Genomic DNA, 18,050 nt, shown 5'->3' on the forward strand with positions numbered 1-18,050 from the left:
CCATGGACATGCCCAAGCTCCTCGACGGGCGACTCAAACTCCGCCATCTCCTGCTCGTCGACGCATTGAGCCGTCAGGGCAGCGTGGTCGGCGCCGCTGCCGCACTTCACATCACACAACCCGTCGCGACCCGCAGTCTGCACGACATCGAGTCCATTCTCGGTGTCTCGCTCTTCGACCGCGGCCCACGCGGAATCACCCCGACCATTTTCGGCGAGGCCTTCACAACTCATGCGCGGGCCGTGATCGCGCAGCTGACCGAAGCCGGGCGGCACGTCGTCGAACTTGCCGACGCCAATCGCGGAACCGTCATCGTGGGAACACATCTCGCCGGATCCAACGTGCTGCTTCCCGGCGCTATCGCGCGCCTGAAGGTTCACCACCCGCTGCTCACCGTCATCGTGCGCGAAGGCACGCCCGAACAGTTGCTCACCGATCTGGAAGCGGGCCGAATCGATCTGATCGTCGGCCGGCTCACCTCACCTACCGATGACACCGCGATAAGACGGAACCTCTACGCGGAGTCCGTCGAACTCGTCACCCGCGTGGATCACCCGCTCGCTCACCGCGAGGACGTCCAACTCGAAGAACTACGCGGCTTCCCCTGGATCCTTCCCGGGGTCGAGACAGTGCTCCGCCGCGAGCTCGAGGAGTTCTTCGCCCGCAACAGCCTGCCGTTGCCCGAAAACCGCGTCGAGGCAACCTCTTTCCTCACCGTGCGCCAGCTGCTGGTCGAGACCGACATGATCGCGGTCCTACCGAGCCTCATCCCCCGCGACGACGCGCGCTTGACCACCCTGTCCATCACACTCGATCCGATCGGGCACAGCGTCGGCATCACTTCCTCGGCGACTCGCACGTCGAGCCCGTCCGCGCAGGCCCTGATCGCGACGCTGGAGTCCTTTGCAGCTGAGCTCATGCGACCGTGAAACGCCGATCGGCCCGTTCCCCGCGAGGGGGAACGGGCCGATGTCGGATCAATCCAGTACTCAGGCGTTTTCGGAGACGCGAATCTCCTCGTGCTCCAAGCCCCGCGACGAATCGGGGACAATCTTGAACAGTGCGATGGCGCCGACCAGGCTGATAGTGCATATCGAGGCGAGGTACCAGGTGACGCCTACCGAAGACCCGGTGGCGTCCAGCAGTGCGGTGGCGATCATCGGCGCCAGTCCACCGCCGAGAATCGCACCACTCTGAAGGATCAGAGACGAACCGGAGTAGCGGACCTTGGCCGGGAAGGTATCGGCGATGATGCTGCCCTGAACGCAGTGGGTGACCGGCACGATCAGACCCATACCCAGGAACGCGATGACAGCGACCACTTTGTTCTCGGTGTTCAGTAGCGGGAAGAACACGATGCACCACAACAGGATTGCGGCAGATCCGCCGATGAACATGTGTCGACGCCCGTACTTGTCAGCGATCTTGGTCCAGAACGGGATGGAAAGGAACCACAGGACTGCGGCCGCGGTCACGCTGAGCACCAGGAATTGCTTGTCGTAGCCCAGATGTTGAGTTCCGTACGACAGGGTGAACACCATGAAGGCGTACGCCACGGCGGAGTTCGCCAAGCACGCGGCAAGCGTGAGAGACAACCGGGGGAAGCCGACCTTGAGCGACTCGCGCAGCGGGAAGCGGACTATTTCGCCCTTCTCCATGATCCCGGCGAATGACGGCGACTCGGTGACGCGCAGGCGAATCACCAGACCGATCGCCACCAGAACGAAGCTGAGCAGGAACGGGATTCGCCAACCCCACGAAGCGAATGCCGAGTCCGACATCACGGCGTTGGTCGTCAGGAAGATGCCGTTGGCGAGAACCAGTCCGGCGGGTGTGCCCATCTGCGGGAAACCTGCATAACGATTCTTCTGCCCTGCCGGCGCGTGCTCCATCGACATGAGTGTCGCACCGGCGCCTTCACCGCCTAGACCGATGCCCTGAACGACGCGCATGGCCACCAGGAGGACGGGCGCCCAGAATCCGATGGAATCGTAGTTCGGGATGAGGCCGATGAGTGTGGACCCGACGCCCATCATCACCAGGGAGACCACGAGTGTGGCCTTGCGCCCGATCCGGTCACCGAAGTGCCCGAACACGAGCCCACCTACCGGCCGTGCGATGAATCCGACGGCGAAGGTGCTGAAGGCAGCCAGCGTGCCGGCCGTGGGGCTCAGGCTCGGAAAGAATTGTTTGTTGAAGATCAGCGCGGCGGCTGTGCCGTAGAGGAAGAAGTCGTACCATTCGAGAGTTGTGCCGGCCAGAGTTGCCATGGCAACTCGGCTACGGGCAGCTTTCTCCGGCAACGGCTTTCCGTCACTCGTTGTGCTGTTGGATATCTTGTCTGACATCGCGGAACCTATCGATTGGATGGGGCAGGCGGACGATGAAATCTGTAGTCACCGACCCCGTCTTCGGGATTGTCGGCATCACGAGCGTCGTCGATCGTTGTGTTTGGAATTGTGCTCGCTCGAGACATGACTCACAAATGCCGAATTCACCGTCCGCCATACCGGAAAGGGTATAGCCGGGGTCTCAGACGAGACCCAGGAAGCGTTCGGCATTCCCCCGCGAAATCAGTTGGCGCGCAGTATCGTCCAAGAACTCACTCTTGCGAACCACCTCACCGACCGGACGCTCCCCCAAGGGGTACGGGTAATCACTACCCACCATCACACGGTCCACCCCCACCGTGTCCACCAGCAGTCGCAGTGCGCGCTCGTCGAAGACGACGGAATCCACGTAGAACCTACCCAGGTAATGCGAAGGCGGGAACTCCGACGTACCGATGATGTCGTTGCGGCCGTGCCAGGCGTTTTCCATCCGGCCCAACCAGAACGCGAAAGATCCACCACCGTGCGCAAATCCGATCTTGAGACGATCGTCGATCTTGTCGAACACCCCACCGAGAATCAGCGCGAGTATCGACAGATGCGTTTCGGCCGGCATCGCGGTGAGCCACTGCGCCATCCAGCGATCGAGGCGCGGAGAGTTGGCCATGTCCCACGGGTGCACGAATACCGGCACGTCAAGCGACGCGCAGTGCTGGAGAAACGTCACCACGCCCTCGCTGTCGAGGTCCAGATCGCCCACATGATTGCCGATCTCGACACCGCGGTGCCCGTTCGCGATGCACCGCTCGAGCTCACGGCACGCTGCGTCGGTGTCTTGCAGAGGCACCTGGCAGAACGGAATCAACCGATCCTTCGCCGGCTCCACGATCTCGAGCGCGAGGTCGTTGAAGATCCGTGCGATGCGACTTGCCTGCTCGCCGCTTCGGCCGTAATTGAAGAATGCCGGCGTCGGCGAGACGACCTGCGTGTGCACGCCGTCGGCATCCATGTCCCGAAGCCGCACCTCGGCGTCCCAGGCATCGGACTGGATGCGGCGGAACTCCTTGGTGCCCATCATGATCATGGCTTCGGTCTCCGACTCGACCTTCAGCCACGGCGCTTGCGGCCCCGCGTCTTCGGTCAGATCCGGCCACCCGTTGGGCACGTAGTGGGTGTGGATGTCGATCAGGTTGCTCATCACTCAGCCCTTGCCGGGATGGAGCGTGCCGCACTTGTCACACGTGCGGGCTTCTTCGCTCTCGTAGAACTTGACGAACACCGGCGGAAGGTCGGCCACGATGTCGCGCACCTGAAGTTCGACCTCGTGAATCTTGTGATCGCATTCGAGGCAGTACCACTGGAACTTCTCGAGCGTGCCTTCCTTGCGGACGCGTTCGATGACCAGGCCGATGGAGCCCGCGGTGGGACGCTGCGGCGAATGCGGAATGTCTCCCGGCAGCAACCAGGTTTCGCCCTCACGAATGTCGACACGCTGAGGACCGTCCTCGGTCATGACGTTGACGTGGATGTCGCCTTCGAGCTGGTAGAACCACTCCTCGTACGGATCGAGGTGGTAGTCGGTCCGCTGGTTCGGTCCGCCGACGACCTGCACGATGAAGTCGTCTCCGAGCGCCATCGTCTGATTGTTGACAGGCGGCTGCAGCAGGTGGCGGTTGTCGTCGATCCACTTCTTGAAGTCGATGACGGGAGGAATCGTGGTCATGATGCATTCTCCGTATCTTCGGACGCTGAGCGCTTGGAGGCGGGCACGTACGCCACGCCGGAAATTTCGATGAGCAGATGCGGGTGGGGCAGTTGGTGAACAGCCACAGTCGTTCTCGTCGGACCGTTTTCGTCGAACAGTTCGGCGTACACCTCGTTGTATCCACCGAAGTCGTTCATGGACACCAGGTAGGAGGTGACCTGAACCAGATCACTGAGTTCTCCACCCACTTCGGCGAGGATTGCCGCCATGTTTTCGATGACGGCACGCGTCTGCGCCCGAATGTCGAGCGCCGTCGTCCCCATCTCGTCGACCTCGACGCCGACAAACGTGTTGTCGGGTCGACGCGAACTGGTCCCGGAGACATAGACGAAATCGCCGACCACCTTGACGTGGGGGAACTTTCCGCGCGGCTTCGCCAGCTTCTCGATGACCTGCGCCCCACTCATCGCTTCACACCTTTCACCGTGACGGTTCCGAGTCCGTCGATCGTGCACTGTGCGACGCCCTCGTCGAGTCGCACAGCTGCTGTGGCGGCACCGGCCAGAATTACCTGACCGGCGCGCAACGGAATTCGGCGTCGGCGGGCGATGTCGAGCAGGGCATGCAAAGCGCGTGCCGGATCGCCGAGAATGGCCGACGTGGAACCGACTACCGTCTCGCCGCCGACCTCCATACGTACGGAACGGTCTTCGACGTTCTGTAGCGGCAGCCACCGCCCGATCACATACCCGGCAGCGCTGGTGTTGTCGGCGACGACGTCGGTGTAGGTGAAGCGGAAGTCGCGATAGCGCGAGTCGATGATCTCCATTGCGGGAGCCAGTGCATCGACGCAGGTTTCGATGTCGACGTTCGGATCGTCGAGATCGACGTCCTTCGACAGACGGTATGCCACTTCGGGTTCGATCTTGGGATGAATGAACGTCCTCAGGTCGACTTCGCCGCCGTTGCTCACGCACATCGCGTCGGTCAACTGACCGACGATCACTTCGGAGACACCCATCTGCGCCATCTTCGCCTGGCTTGTGAAGCCGAGCTTGATACCCACAATCGATTCGCCACGGCTGGTTCGTCGTTCGAGGAGTTCGTTCTGGATCCGGTAGGCCTCGTCGATGTCGATGGTGTATTCGTCGGCGAGGCTCGGGGTGTCGGTGCGAGTCTGCGCAGCGTCGTCGAGGCGACGCGCGAGCGCGGATACGGTGTCTTCGGGGGCTGTCATCACGCCTCGCTCATTTCTGGAAAACTTTTGCGGTTTCGATGTTCACAGTTGCACACATACATTCGTCGGTTCGGTGTAGAAGTGCAGCGAGGACTCGCCACCCTCACGTCCGATGCCGGACAGGCCCATGCCGCCGAAGGGAGATCGCAGTTCGCGGGTGAACCACGTGTTGACCCAGGAGATTCCGACGTTCATCTTCTGCGCGACGCGGTGTCCACGGCGCAGGTCGTTGGTCCACACAGAGGCAGCGAGGCCGTACTCGGTGTCGTTTGCCAGGGCGATCGCCTCGGCTTCGGTCTCGAACGGAATGAGTGCTGCGACGGGTCCGAAGATCTCCTCGCGCACGACGCGATCCTTGTTGGTCAAGCCAGTCCACAGGGTGGGTTCGATCCACGATCCGCCCGACAGTTCCTGTCCGAGGTCCGGAATACCGCCGCCGGTCAGCACTTTCGCGCCTTCCTGCTCGGCGATCTCGAAGTAGTCGAGAACCTTCTTCCGGTGCGCCTGCGAAATGAGCGGTCCGGTCGTCGTTGCATCGAGCGTCGGGTCGCCCAGACGCAATCCTGCTGCTCGCTCGACGAGTCCACCGGCGATGTCGTCGAAAATGCTGCGGTGCACGTACACCCGTTCGGTGCACAGGCAGACCTGGCCGGTGTTGGTGAACACCGACTTGGTCAGACCCGTCAACGCTTCGTCGATGTCGACGTCGTCGAAGACGATCGCGGCGTTCTTGCCACCGAGTTCGAACGAGACCGGACGGACTCGCGGCGCAACGGTTTTCATGACATGCGAACCGGTTGCCGAAGAACCGGTGAAGGTGACGCCGTCGATGCCGGGGTGCGTGGTGAGGAACTCGCCGGCGGAGTTCGCACCGAACCCGTGGACGACGTTGTAGACACCGGCAGGCAGGCCGACTTCTTCGAGTACCTCGGCAAGCAACGACGCGGTCGCTGGGGTTTCCTCGGAGGGCTTGACCACCACGGAGTTTCCGCACGCGAGCGCGGGCGCTACCTTCCAGGTCAGGAGAAGCAGCGGCAGGTTCCAGGGAACGATGACAGCGACGACGCCGAGCGGCTTGCGGATCGCGTAGTTCAACGCCTGCTTGCCACCCGCGAGATCCGTGACAAACGATTCCTGTCCGGCCGCGGCGACGATGTCGGCGAAAGTGCGGAAGTTCGTCAGGGCGCGCGCGACGTCGAGTTCGCGTGCCTGTGTGATCGGCTTGCCGGTGTCCGCCATTTCTGCGGCGACGAACTCTTCGAATCGCTCCTCGATCCGGTCGGCGGCGCGTCGCAGCAGAGCCGTCCGCTCGCGGACCGGCGTATCGGCCCAACCGTTGTCCAGAGCACGTCTGGCAGAGGTCACGGCCCGATCGACCAGGGCCTTGTCGGCCTCGTGGACCCGGGCGAGAACACGGCCCGTTGCTGGGTCGACCTGATCGAAGCTCGACGACTCGTCGGGTTCGACATAGGAGCCGTCCACGTAATTGCGGATCCATCCGTCGCATTGTGAGGTCATGGACTAACTATTGGCCCGTGACCCATATCAAACAAATGCAAAAACTGCCGCCAGCTATACCTCGATCGGCATAGATGGCGGCAGTTCGGCTACACAACTCAGCTCATCATGTCGGCGCCGAGCGCCTCAGCGGCGCAGAATGTCGGCGCCGAGCGCCTCAGCGGCGCAGAATGTCGGCGCCGAGCGCCTCAGCGGCGCAGAATGTCGGCGCCGAGCGCCTCAGCGGCGCAGAATGTCGGCGCCGAGCGCCTCAGCGGCGCAGATACGCCAACTGCACGTTGACGGATTTCTCCGCCACCGGCCACAGTTTCGGGTCCACGTCGGAGTAGACGTGCTCGACAACCTCGCGCACCGATGCCGACTCCCCCAACGTCGTCAGAGCGTCCCGCACCTGGGCTAGACGCTCCTCGCGGTGAGCGAGGTACTGCTGCGAAATCGCCTGCAGATCGGGCAGGTCCGGACCGTGCCCGGGAAGAACCGTCAGTCCTTCGCCGAGTGCGGCCAACGACCGCAGTGATGTGAGGTAATCCCCCAGATCGCCGTCGGAGTCGTCCAGAACTGCTGTGCCGCGGCCGAGAATGGTGTCGCCCGTCAGCACGCTCGCATCGTTCTCGATGACTATCGACACCGAGTCAGCGGTGTGTCCTGGAGTCGCGAGGATCCGCAGCTTCAGTCCCGCCACCTCGATCACTTCACCGTCGACAAGCGCCGAAGCACCCCCGCGCAGAAAAGTGGGGTCGACGGAACGCACCGGAGCCGAGGTCAATTCATGGAAACGGTCCACCCCGCCGGTGTGGTCGTAGTGCCGGTGCGTGATCAAGGTCAGCGCAACCGGACCGATACCAGCGACACGTTGCAGGTGTTCCTCGTCGTTGTCGCCTGGATCGACGACTACACACTCGACGCTGCCGGGAGCATGCAGAATCCAGGTGTTCGTACCGTCCAGCGTCATCATGCCCGGATTGTTCTCGAGCAAGACCGAAGCGATGTCGGTGACGCGGCGAAGCTGCGCGTAGGCGGGATGGACCGTCGACATCAGCGAACTTCGACGATCAGTTCCACCTCGACCGGAGAGCCGAGGGGAAGCTCTGCCACGCCGACTGCCGAACGAGCATGGATACCGGCGTCGCCGAGCACCTCACCGAGGAATTCGGAAGCGCCGTTGATCACGCCGGGCTGACCGGTGAATCCTTCGGCGGATGCCACGAAGCCGACAACCTTGACAACGCGAACGACGTTGTCGATGCCGACCAGGGCGTCGATGGCAGCGAGAGCGTTGAGCGCGCAGGTGCGAGCCGCAGCCTTGGCGTCGTCATCCGACACGCCCGCACCGAGCTTGCCGGTCAGCGCCAGTTTTCCGTCGACGAACGGGAGCTGACCCGACGTGTACACGTGGTTGCCGCTGCGAACCGCGGGAACGTACGCAGCAACGGGTGCCGCGACGGCGGGAAGTGCAATGCCCAGTTCGGCGAGACGCTCCGACCAGGTCTGTGTTGCCTCTGCCATGTGATTCAGCCCTTCGGACGCTTCATGTACGCGACGTGCTGCTCGCCCGACGCGCTCGGCAGGACTGCCACGAGTTCCCAGCCGTCGACACCCCAGTTGTCGAGAATTGCCTTCGGATTGTGGACCAGCAACGGAGTCACGGTGTATTCCCAGGAAGTTATTTCGCTCATGCGGTGAGCCTATCCCGCGTACATCTTCGGCCCCAGACTTATAGGCTCGCGGTGTGGTTGCATCCCAAGATGAGCTGAGCAGGACCTGGCCCGAGTCTGCGACGAAGGCCCGCCTGCACTTTGTGTCGGGTAAAGGCGGAACCGGTAAGTCCACGGTTGCCGCCGCGTTGGCGCTCGCGTTGGCCGAGGGCGGCAAGCGCGTTCTCCTCGTGGAGGTCGAGGGCCGCCAGGGAATCGCGCAGCTCTTCGACGTACCGCCGCTTCCACCGCAGGAGACCAAGGTCGCGGCCGCCGAAGGTGGCGGTGAAGTGATGGCTCTGGCCGTCGACATCGAGACCGCGTTCCTCGAATACCTCGAAATGTTCTACAACCTCGGCTTCGCCGGCCGGGCAATGCGTAAGTTCGGCGCCATCGAATTCGCCACCACCATCGCTCCCGGCCTTCGCGACGTTCTGCTCACCGGCAAGATCAAGGAGTGCGTCATCCGCACCGATCGAACCGGCAAACGCGTGTACGACGCCGTTGTCGTCGACGCTCCCCCGACCGGACGAATCGGCAGCTTCCTCGACGTCACCAAGGCGATGGCCGATCTCGCCAAGGGCGGCCCGGTGCACTCCCAGAGTGAAGGCGTCGTTCGGCTGCTGCACTCGCCGGAGACCGTCGTACATCTTGTTGCACTTCTCGAAGCGCTGCCCGTTCAGGAAACTGCCGACGCCGCCGCAGAACTGGCGCGCGACGACCTCAACCTCGGTGCCATCATCGTCAACCGCGCCAGCCCGAGGTTCTTGCCCGAAGACCAACTCTCCGGTGCCGCTGCCGGCGATATCGACGCGGCTTCGATCCGGTCGACACTCTCGGACGTCGGCATCGATCTGTCCGACGACGACTTCGCAGGCCTGCTCACCGAGACGATCGAGCACGCGTCGGTGCTCGAAGCTCAAGAATCCAGCGCCGAGAAGCTCCGCGAGATCGACGGGGCTCGGGTGCAACTTCCCGCACTCGCCGACGGCGTCGATCTCGGTGGGCTGTACGAGCTTGCCGAATACCTCACGGAACAGGGCGTGTGATGACCGAGACCACCGAGAACGTGACGGTCGGCAGTTCCAGGACCGGCCGACGCGCAGCTCCTGCCCTCGATATTTCGGCGATCATCAAGGACCCGACGGCCCGGATCGTGGTGTGTTGCGGCGCAGGTGGCGTCGGCAAGACCACGACGGCCGCGTCCCTGGCGTTGCGTGCAGCCGAAGAGGGCCGACGCGTAGTCGTCCTCACCATCGATCCGGCCCGCCGCCTCGCACAGGCCCTGGGTGTGGCCGAACTCGACAACACTCCGCAGCCGGTGAAGCTGGGTCCCGAGGCCACGGGCGAACTGCACGCAATGATGCTGAACATGCGTCGGACTTTCGACGAGATGGTCATCGAGCATTCGAGCCCTGAGAAGGCCGAGCAGATCCTGGCGAATCCCTTCTATCAAACCGTTGCCACATCGTTCTCCGGAACGCAGGAGTACATGGCGATGGAGAAGTTGGGGCAGCTGGCGTCGAACGACGCGTGGGATCTGGTGATCGTCGATACCCCGCCGTCGCGCAATGCGCTCGACTTCCTCGACGCCCCGCAGAGGCTCGGCACATTCCTCGACGGACGGATGATCCGGCTGCTCTCTGCACCCGGCCGTGGCCTGACCAGGCTCGTGGCCGGCGCGATGGGCTTGGCACTGAAGGGTGTCTCGACCATCGTGGGAAGCCAAATGCTTTCGGATGCATCGGCATTCGTGCAGTCGCTCGACTCGATGTTCGGCGGTTTCCGTGAACGCGCAACGAAGACCTACGAGTTGCTACGTCAGCCGGGGACTCATTTCCTGGTGATCGCAGCGGCCGAACCCGACGCTCTTCGCGAGGCGGCGTTCTTCGTCGATCGCCTTGCGGGCGACTCGATGCCGTTGGCCGGTCTGGTTCTCAACCGCACGCACCCGACATTGACGGCTCTGCCTGCCGATCATGCGGTGACCGCCGCCGACAAACTGGAAGCGAAGGAAAGTGCGACCGAGGCCGAAGCCCTCACCGCAGCCGTTCTCCGCATCCATGCCCATCGGGCAGTGATCGCGAAGCGGGAGATCGCCTTGCTGAGTCGATTCACCGCAGCTCACCCGAGGGTGCCGCTGATCGGTGTTCCGTCGCTACCGTTCGAGGTCTCGGACCTCGAGGCGCTGCGCGCGGTGGGAGATCAGCTCACTCGTAAGGGCTGATCCCCCCGATCGGCCTGGATCAGACTGCTGAGTGATGCTGGCGCTGGTCTTCGAAGAACTCGGACCAGGAGTCGACGTCGGGGTGCTGCTTGAGCAGTGCACGGCGCTGACGCTCGGTCATTCCGCCCCACACACCGAACTCGACACGATTGTCGAGAGCATCTGCTCCGCACTGCATGAGGACCGGGCAGTGACGGCAGATGGTGGCCGCCTTGCGCTGCGCGGCGCCACGAACAAAAAGTTGGTCGGGGTCGACCTCGCGGCATCGTGCCTTAGTTACCCAGGCAATTCGTGCCTCGGCCTGCTCGATGTCCAAACGGCTACTCGGGGTGGCTGTGTACATTCTGGGTCCCCTCTACAAAGTCTGACCGTCGCCATAGGGCGAGCAGCGCACCATCTCAGCCGTCCCCGCGGTAGCACGGTGAAAGCTGAGACACATTCGTGATCGAGTGTTACGTCGATCACACTGATCACAATTTAGGTAAAGAACGGCCCTAACGCAAGACGCTCGGGAGCATTTTTTGGTACGGCAGTACAAAGCGCGTGTTCAGAAGGTTTTGAACACCCCCAAAACACTGAAACCGGTTCCAATGGGTGGGCACACGTACTCTGTAGATCGTGTCGATTGCAAAAACAGTGGCGAAGCTCGCCGGAAGCTCCGCATTGGCGGGTGTCCTGGTCGCAGGGGTGATGTTCCCAGTGGCGGGCGGATTCGGATTCGCGTCCAACCGCGCCGCCGATACCGTCGACAACGTCTCGGCCGAACTGGTCGAAGGCACGGTCCCCGCGGTGTCCACCATGGTCGATGCGGCAGGCAATCCCATTGCCTGGCTCTACGACCAACGACGCTTCGAAGTCCCGAGCGAGAAGATCTCCAACAACATGAAGTTGGCGATCGTCTCCATCGAGGACCGCCGGTTCCCCGACCACAAGGGCGTCGACTGGCAGGGAACGCTGCGTGCCTTCCTCACCAACACGACGACCGGTGAAGTGCAGCAGGGCGCGTCGACACTCGATCAGCAGTATGTGAAGAACTACCAACTGTTGGTCGTGGCCAAGACGGATGCCGAGCGCCGCGCTGCCATCGAGACCACCCCGGCCCGAAAGATCCGCGAGATCCGGATGGCCCTGACGCTGGACAAGGAACTCACGAAAGACGAGATCCTCACCCGGTACCTCAACCTCGTACCGTTCGGCAACGGATCCTTCGGCATCCAGGACGCGGCTCAGACCTACTTCGGCGTCGATGCCGCAGATCTGACCGTTCCCCAGTCGGCGATGCTTGCCGGCATGGTTCAGTCCAGCTCCGCACTGAACCCGTACACGAACGTCGAGGGCGTGACCGAGCGTCGTAACACCGTGCTCGACACCATGATCACGAACATTCCGGATCGTGCCGACGAGTTCCGCGCAGCCAAGGAAGAGCCCCTCGGCGTCCTGGAAACCCCCAACAACTTGCCGCGCGGCTGCATCGCTGCAGGCGATCGCGGATTCTTCTGTGACTACGCACTGAAGTACCTCTCGGACGCCGGAATCACCCGCGACCAGATCAACGAGGGTGGTTATCTCATCAAGACGACTCTCGATCCGCAGGTCCAGGCGTCCACCAAGGCCGGACTGAACGCGAACGCGAGCGCCAACCTCGACGGCATCGCGAACGTGATGAACGTGATCAGGCCGGGCCAGGATTCACACAAGGTCATCGCGATGGCCAGCAGTCGCACGTACGGTCTCAATGCCGACGCCGACGAAACCGTCCAGGCACAGCCGTACTCCCTTGCCGGTGACGGTGCGGGTTCCGTCTTCAAGATCTTCACGACGGCTGCGGCGATGGAGAAGGGCCTCGGTATCAACGCGACGCTCGACGTGCCCAAGCGATTCGAAGCCAAGGGCATGGGTAGCGGTGGTGCGGCCGGTTGCCCGGTGTCGACTTACTGCGTGGAGAACGCCGGCAACTACCCGCCGACGCTGTCGGTGACCGACGCGCTGGCACAGTCCCCCAACACCGCTTTCGTCAAGCTCATCGAGGCAACCGGCGTCACGCCGACCGTCGACATGGCCGTCCGTCTCGGCATGCGCTCGTACGCTGATCCCAACACCTCGGGCTTCGACGAGCGCAGCATGGCCGACTTCCAGAAGGAACAGAACCTCGGTTCGTTCACCCTCGGTCCCACCTGGATCAACCCACTCGAACTCTCCAACGTCGCGGCCACTCTCGCCTCGCACGGCAAGTGGTGCCCGCCGAGTCCCATCGATTCGGTCTTCGACCGCTACGGCAAGCCGGTGGCCGTCACCGAGCAGGGCTGTGAGCAGGTTGTCGAGCCCGGCTTGGCAGACACACTCGCCAACGCCATGAGCCGTGACGACGTCGGCGCCGGTACGTCTGCCGGAGCTGCAAGCAGCGCCGGATGGAGCCTGCCGATGTCGGGCAAGACGGGTACCACCGAGACCCACAAGTCCTCGGCGTTCCTCGGCTTCACCAACAACCTCGCTGCTGCCGTCTACATCTTCGGCGACTCCCCGACGCCGGGAGAGATCTGCTCTAGCCCGCTGCGCCCCTGCTACAGCGGCAACCTGTACGGCGGTACCGAACCGGCGAGATCCTGGTTCGCGGCAATGAACCCGGTCGCCAACAACTTCGGGCCCACCTCGCTGCCTCCGATCGACGAGAAGTACGCACGGGGATCGCAGAACGGCCAGGTTCCCGAGGTTGTCGGCCTGAGCCAGTCGGCGGCGACGTCGCGGTTGCAGGCGTCCGGCTTCACGGTCAATTCCGTGACGACGGCGTCCGGAGCACGCGCGGGAACGGTCACCGGAGTTTCGCCGTCCGGGTCCGCGATCCCGGGTTCGACCGTCACGATCTACATCAGTGACGGTTCCGTGAGGGCTCCGGCAGCACCCGCATCCCCCGCAGCCCCGGCACCGGCACCGGCACCGGGCGCGACTCCCCCGGATGCGACTCCGCCCGGAGGTGAACCCGCACCGCCTGCGGGGACCCCGCCGAACTGACGGCCCTGAAAACTGACGGCTCTGAAAACAAGAACGGCCGCGATCTCCGAGCGACTCGGAGATCGCGGCCGTTTTCGATTCTGGTGGCGCGCTTCTACAGGCGGGACTTCACTGCTGCAGAGATACGGGCGCCATCGGCCTTGCCCTTGGCCAGCGCGCTGGCGGCCTTGATGACCTGGCCCATCTGACGCATCCCCGGACGCTCACCGAGCTCCTCGGACACCTGAGCGAGGGCGGTGTCGACGACGTCGACAAGCTCGGCGTCGGTCAACGGCGTCGGCAGGTACTCGTCGATGATCTGAGCTTCGGCGCGCTCTTTCGCGGCAAGCTCACCGCGGCCGTTCTCGGTGTAGATCTCGGCCGATTCGCCGCGCTTCTTCGATTCCTTTGCAAGGACTTTGATGATTTCTTCGTCGGTGAGGACGCGCGCTTCCTTACCGGCCACCTCTTCGGTCTGGATGGCTGCCATGAGCATCCGAAGGGTGGCTGTACGTAGCGGATCCTTCGCCTTCATGGATGCAACCATGTCGGTTCGGAGGGTGGCTTTGAGCGATGGTGTCGTGTCGGACATGGTGGAAACGTTACGCGCTCGGCGTTTCGAGCGTGCCGATAGTTACCTCCGCCCGGACACAATTCTCTGTGGAATAGCTGCAAATGGCGGCGAGAGCGACGCAGAAGAACGCCACACCCGTATCCTTGAGAGGTGTCTTCCCAGTTCCGCACCAATCTGACCCGCACCGCACTTGGTGCCGCGGGCGCCGCTGCACTAGGGATCGGGTACGCATCCGGCATCGAACGCAATGCATTTGCACTGCGTGAGGTGACGATGCCAGTCCTGGCGCCCGGTTCGTCGTCGCTGCGGGTCCTCCATCTCAGCGACCTGCACATGATGCCGAACCAACGGTTGAAACAGAATTGGTTGCGTGAGCTCGAAGGCCTCGACCCCGACCTCGTGGTCAACACCGGCGACAACTTGTCGCATCAGCGCAGCGTCCCGGCAGTGGTCCAGGCGCTCGGTGATCTGTTGGCTCGGCCGGGTCTGTTCGTCTTCGGCAGCAACGACTACTTCGCTCCGAAACCGAAGAACCCACTGAGCTACATCTTCAACAAGGACAAGCGCATCACCGGGGATCCCCTCCCCTGGGGCGATCTGCGGGCCGCGTTCACCGAACGTGGATGGCTGGACATGACCCACGTGCGCCGCGAACTCGAAGTGGCCGGTATTCGCATCGCGGCCGCCGGCGTCGACGATCCGCACCTGAAGCGTGATCGCTACGACACCGTCGCCGGAACACCCAATCCCATCGCCCAGCTCAAGCTTGGTCTGACGCACTCGCCCGAACCTCGAGTTCTCGATCGGTTCGCCGACGACGGTTACGACCTTGTGCTCGCCGGCCACACGCACGGTGGTCAGCTGTGCCTTCCGTTCTACGGCGCGTTGGTCACCAACTGCCAGATCGATCGATCCCGGGTGAAGGGGCCGTCGAAGTGGGGCGCGCACACCCAGCTGCACGTCTCCGCGGGCATCGGCACTTCGCCGTGGGCGCCGGCGCGCTTCTGCTGCCGCCCCGAGGCAACTCTGTTGACTCTGGTTCCGGCCACCAGGCGCGAACCGGAGCACGTCTCCGCACACAGTTCCGCAGAGTCTCCAGCGTCGGTTCTACGCAACTGACCTGCGGATTTAATGTCAGTCGACTCGGTAATGTAAGCTAACCGAGGTTCGACACGGGGTGTGGCGCAGCTTGGTAGCGCGCTTCGTTCGGGACGAAGAGGTCGTGGGTTCAAATCCCGCCACCCCGACAGTGAAGAACAGTAATCGAGGCCCTTCCGCTCACGCGGGAGGGCCTCGATTGCGTTGACGATAAGGTGAAGCCGTGGCATCCCAACCAGACTTTGCGCACAACGACATGGCGAGCCGTAGCCGACGCGAGAAAGCCGTCGGCCTGGCCAAGTTCGCCTGGGATCGCGATATCAGTAGCGCAGAGTTGCTCGAGATGCCCGACGATCGACTGCGCAAACTCGCACGTGCGGCCGGCGCCAATCCGCCGAGCACGCGGGAGACCTGGACCATCGCGGCCGGACTGCTCGACGAGAAAGCTGTGTGGGCAGCCGCTAACCCTGACCGTCCCGAAGCTCGGCGTGAGCATCCGGACGAGAAGATCATGTGGGTGAAGAAGCCGATCGAGCCCTGGCTGTGACAGCCGAGTTCAGCACAGCTGTGACAGCCGAATTGAGCGCAGTTGTGACAGCCGAATTGAGCGGAGCTGTGAAGCGGTGATCGGGCAGGTTGATGAGGTGGTCGTCGACTGCTCGTCTCCTATCGCACTGGCGAAATTCTGGGCCGGAATCCTCGGCGGACAACCAGTGGAGCGAAACACCGCGTGGGCGTTTGTCGACCCTCCAGGATGGACCCGCCTCGCGTTCCAGCGCGTACCGGAATCCAAGCTGACGAAGAATCGTCTACACATCGACGTCAGCGTGGATGACGTCGTCGCTGCAACCGAGGCCGCCGAGCGCCTCGGCGCAACTCGGGTCGGTACTGTCCAGCAGGACCCGGCCGGTACCTTTCAGGTGCTGCTGGATCCAGAGGGAAACGAGTGGTGCGTCGTCCGAAGTATCGGAAGGTGATTCACACTCCCGCTACGGTTTCGCGAGCCCAACGGTAGTCGGCCTTCCCACTGGGTGAGCGGAGGATCCTGGGTACCAGCACGATCGACCGGGGGATCTTGTACCCGGCGACGTGGGTGCGGCAGTGCTCCGACAATGATTCCGTCGCAACATCTTCGAACCCCGGCCGAACCTGCACGACAGCGGCGACCTTCTCACCGAATCGTGCGTCGGGCGCGCCCGCTACCAAGGCGTCGAAAACTGCCGGGTGAGTTTTGAGTGCCTGCTCCACTTCTTCGGGGTAGACCTTCTCTCCGCCGGAGTTGATGCACATCGAACCGCGCCCGAGCAGCACGATGGTTCCGTCGACTTCCATCGTGCCCATGTCCCCGAGTACCGCCAGCCGCACCCCGTCGACGACAGGAAAAGTTGCAGCAGTCTTGGCGGGGTCGTCGAAGTAGGCCACGGGGACATGGCCGGCCCTGGCGATGAACCCGGTTGTGCCCGAGCCTGGTTCGATGCGACGAAATTCGTCGTCGACAAGAATCATGTTGGGGTTGGATCGAATTCGCTTTGAACCGTCCTCACCGAATTCGACGACGCCGTCGTTGCCGGATTCCGAAGCACCGAAGGCATCCTTGATCACCAGTCCCGGTAATCGGGTTGTCAGTTCTGCCTTCAGGTTCGGGGAGAACAATGCGCCACCCGACCCGATCAGTTTGAGAGTCGAAAGGTCGTAGCGCCCTTCGCTTGCAGCGATGGCGTCGGCGATCGGCCGAGCAATCGCGTCGCCGACGACCGTGATTCCGGTGATCTTCTCGGCCTCGACCAGTCGCAACACTTCCATCGGATCGAAGCTGCGGGTCAGCACTCGGGGCGCTCCCATGAGGAAAGCCGTGAGCAGCGAATAGATCGCGGCTCCATGCATGAGCGGCGGGATGAGTAGCAGCACAGTCGGATTGATGTTCGCCACCGCCGCATCCACAACCTCTTCGAGACTCCGACGCGGCGGCCCGCTGAGGTTCGCTCCGGACAGCGCGGCGAAGAAGAAGTCCTCGTGCCGCCACACCACGCCCTTGGGCATTCCGGTTGTACCGCCGGTGTAGATGATGAAATGGTCGTCGTTGCTTCGCGGGCCGAAGTCGCGGGTATCAGTCTGCGCGGCAAGGGCGTTCTCATAGTCGTCGCCGACGATCAGCACGTGGGATATCTCCGGACACTGCGGAACCACGGCCAATGCCGTCGGCGCGAATTCCTCTTCGACGAGTAGTGCCACCATTTGAGAGTTGATGTAGATGTACAGGAGTTCTGCATCGGTATAGCGGAAGTTGACGTTGATCGGCACCGCTCTGATCTTCAAGCAAGCCAGGAGCGCTTCGACGTACTCGACGCAGTTACGCATGTGAATACCGACGTGCTGCCCCGGCTCGACGCCGACGGACTGCAGATGATGTGCGAGTCGGTTCGATCGCAGTTCGAGTTCGGCGTAGCTCAACCGCGAATCTTCCAGCATCAAGGGAACCCGATCGGGGATCGCATCGGCAACGGCCTCGAACAGATCGGCAATGTTCAGGGTCATCGAAATCCTCACTACACGCGTCTTCGCTTACCAGTAAAGGTCTTTCGCGAAGCTAACACGTTGGTCGCACCCTGTAGTCCGAATTGCGTAGCGGTCCCGCTGAGCGAGATCTGACGCGCTGCTCACCTGGCATCAACGGTGCGG

Annotated in this window: 19 protein-coding genes and 1 tRNA gene; 8 read left to right on the forward strand and 12 right to left on the reverse strand. The window is 62.9% G+C overall.

All coding sequences use genetic code 11. The annotated features are described in order from the left end of the window. Nucleotides 1-2: 2 nt before the first annotated feature. Complete coding sequence (locus CPI83_RS26520) at nucleotides 3-929, forward strand: LysR substrate-binding domain-containing protein (RefSeq protein ID WP_019746616.1); 927 nt, start codon at nucleotides 3-5, stop codon at nucleotides 927-929. 60 nt (nucleotides 930-989) lie between these two features. On the opposite strand, the gene CPI83_RS26525 is transcribed toward CPI83_RS26520, so the two are convergent. From CPI83_RS26525 to CPI83_RS31090, 9 genes are all read right to left on the reverse strand, one after another. After that, nucleotides 990-2,348: an MFS transporter gene (locus tag CPI83_RS26525; RefSeq protein WP_019746615.1), complete on the reverse strand. Its 1,359-nt coding sequence runs from the start codon at nucleotides 2,346-2,348 to the stop codon at nucleotides 990-992. A 184-nt stretch (nucleotides 2,349-2,532) separates the two neighbouring features. Beyond that, a complete protein-coding gene (locus CPI83_RS26530; protein WP_020968257.1) occupies nucleotides 2,533-3,528 on the reverse strand; it encodes an amidohydrolase family protein in 996 nt (331 codons plus the stop codon). A gap of 3 nt (nucleotides 3,529-3,531) precedes the next feature. Next, entirely contained in the window at nucleotides 3,532-4,053 is a 522-nt protein-coding gene (locus CPI83_RS26535) for a 3-hydroxyanthranilate 3,4-dioxygenase (RefSeq protein ID WP_003943511.1), read from the reverse strand. Next, entirely contained in the window at nucleotides 4,050-4,502 is a 453-nt protein-coding gene (locus CPI83_RS26540) for a RidA family protein (protein ID WP_097387961.1), read from the reverse strand. Before CPI83_RS26540 ends, CPI83_RS26535 begins: the two co-directional genes overlap by 4 nt. Beyond that, a complete protein-coding gene (locus CPI83_RS26545) occupies nucleotides 4,499-5,272 on the reverse strand; it encodes a fumarylacetoacetate hydrolase family protein (RefSeq protein ID WP_042950503.1) in 774 nt (257 codons plus the stop codon). The genes CPI83_RS26540 and CPI83_RS26545 overlap by 4 nt, the downstream gene beginning before the upstream one ends. 42 nt (nucleotides 5,273-5,314) lie before the next feature. After that, on the reverse strand, nucleotides 5,315-6,790 hold the full coding sequence (locus CPI83_RS26550) for a 2-hydroxymuconic semialdehyde dehydrogenase (protein WP_020905966.1): 1,476 nt from the start codon (nucleotides 6,788-6,790) through the stop codon (nucleotides 5,315-5,317). Nucleotides 6,791-7,040: 250 nt separating this feature from the next. Further along, a complete protein-coding gene (locus tag CPI83_RS26555) occupies nucleotides 7,041-7,826 on the reverse strand; it encodes an MBL fold metallo-hydrolase (RefSeq protein ID WP_046377838.1) in 786 nt (261 codons plus the stop codon). Then, nucleotides 7,826-8,296 (reverse strand): RidA family protein, encoded by a 471-nt coding sequence (locus tag CPI83_RS26560; RefSeq protein WP_019746608.1) that lies wholly within the window; start codon nucleotides 8,294-8,296, stop codon nucleotides 7,826-7,828. The genes CPI83_RS26555 and CPI83_RS26560 overlap by 1 nt, the downstream gene beginning before the upstream one ends. Before the next feature lie 5 nt (nucleotides 8,297-8,301). Next, nucleotides 8,302-8,466, reverse strand: a complete 165-nt coding sequence (locus CPI83_RS31090; protein WP_003943454.1) for a hypothetical protein — start codon at nucleotides 8,464-8,466, stop codon at nucleotides 8,302-8,304. Nucleotides 8,467-8,519: 53 nt separating this feature from the next. On the opposite strand from CPI83_RS31090, the gene CPI83_RS26570 reads away from it, so the two are divergent. Then, complete coding sequence (locus tag CPI83_RS26570; RefSeq protein WP_019746607.1) at nucleotides 8,520-9,533, forward strand: ArsA-related P-loop ATPase; 1,014 nt, start codon at nucleotides 8,520-8,522, stop codon at nucleotides 9,531-9,533. After that, nucleotides 9,533-10,711: an ArsA family ATPase gene (locus CPI83_RS26575; RefSeq protein ID WP_029254327.1), complete on the forward strand. Its 1,179-nt coding sequence runs from the start codon at nucleotides 9,533-9,535 to the stop codon at nucleotides 10,709-10,711. Before CPI83_RS26570 ends, CPI83_RS26575 begins: the two co-directional genes overlap by 1 nt. A 19-nt stretch (nucleotides 10,712-10,730) precedes the next feature. Here the strand turns inward: CPI83_RS26575 and CPI83_RS26580 are convergent, their stop codons facing one another. Then, nucleotides 10,731-11,054 carry a WhiB family transcriptional regulator gene (locus CPI83_RS26580; protein WP_019746605.1) on the reverse strand — a complete coding sequence of 108 codons (324 nt, stop codon included), beginning with the start codon at nucleotides 11,052-11,054 and terminating at the stop codon, nucleotides 10,731-10,733. Nucleotides 11,055-11,347: 293 nt separating this feature from the next. On the opposite strand from CPI83_RS26580, the gene CPI83_RS26585 reads away from it, so the two are divergent. Continuing rightward, nucleotides 11,348-13,720, forward strand: a complete 2,373-nt coding sequence (locus tag CPI83_RS26585) for a transglycosylase domain-containing protein (protein WP_097387962.1) — start codon at nucleotides 11,348-11,350, stop codon at nucleotides 13,718-13,720. Nucleotides 13,721-13,814: 94 nt separating this feature from the next. Here the strand turns inward: CPI83_RS26585 and CPI83_RS26590 are convergent, their stop codons facing one another. Further along, on the reverse strand, nucleotides 13,815-14,291 hold the full coding sequence (locus tag CPI83_RS26590; RefSeq protein ID WP_003943491.1) for a GatB/YqeY domain-containing protein: 477 nt from the start codon (nucleotides 14,289-14,291) through the stop codon (nucleotides 13,815-13,817). 132 nt (nucleotides 14,292-14,423) lie between these two features. Between CPI83_RS26590 and CPI83_RS26595 the strand changes: the two genes are divergently transcribed. The 4 genes from CPI83_RS26595 (at nucleotide 14,424) to CPI83_RS26610 (ending at nucleotide 16,348) form a co-directional block, all read left to right on the forward strand. Then, nucleotides 14,424-15,392: a metallophosphoesterase gene (locus tag CPI83_RS26595; protein WP_097387963.1), complete on the forward strand. Its 969-nt coding sequence runs from the start codon at nucleotides 14,424-14,426 to the stop codon at nucleotides 15,390-15,392. Between the two features lie 54 nt (nucleotides 15,393-15,446). Continuing rightward, nucleotides 15,447-15,520, forward strand: a tRNA-Pro gene (locus tag CPI83_RS26600). A 74-nt stretch (nucleotides 15,521-15,594) separates the two neighbouring features. Then, complete coding sequence (locus CPI83_RS26605) at nucleotides 15,595-15,918, forward strand: hypothetical protein (protein WP_019746603.1); 324 nt, start codon at nucleotides 15,595-15,597, stop codon at nucleotides 15,916-15,918. A gap of 76 nt (nucleotides 15,919-15,994) precedes the next feature. Further along, nucleotides 15,995-16,348 carry a VOC family protein gene (locus CPI83_RS26610; protein ID WP_029254326.1) on the forward strand — a complete coding sequence of 118 codons (354 nt, stop codon included), beginning with the start codon at nucleotides 15,995-15,997 and terminating at the stop codon, nucleotides 16,346-16,348. A 1-nt stretch (nucleotide 16,349) separates the two neighbouring features. On the opposite strand, the gene CPI83_RS26615 is transcribed toward CPI83_RS26610, so the two are convergent. Further along, complete coding sequence (locus tag CPI83_RS26615) at nucleotides 16,350-17,906, reverse strand: acyl-CoA synthetase (protein ID WP_097387964.1); 1,557 nt, start codon at nucleotides 17,904-17,906, stop codon at nucleotides 16,350-16,352. Between the last annotated feature and the right edge of the window lie 144 nt (nucleotides 17,907-18,050).

It is taken from the genome of Rhodococcus sp. H-CA8f, assembly GCF_002501585.1.
In the GTDB taxonomy this organism is placed as follows: domain Bacteria; phylum Actinomycetota; class Actinomycetes; order Mycobacteriales; family Mycobacteriaceae; genus Rhodococcus_F; species Rhodococcus_F erythropolis.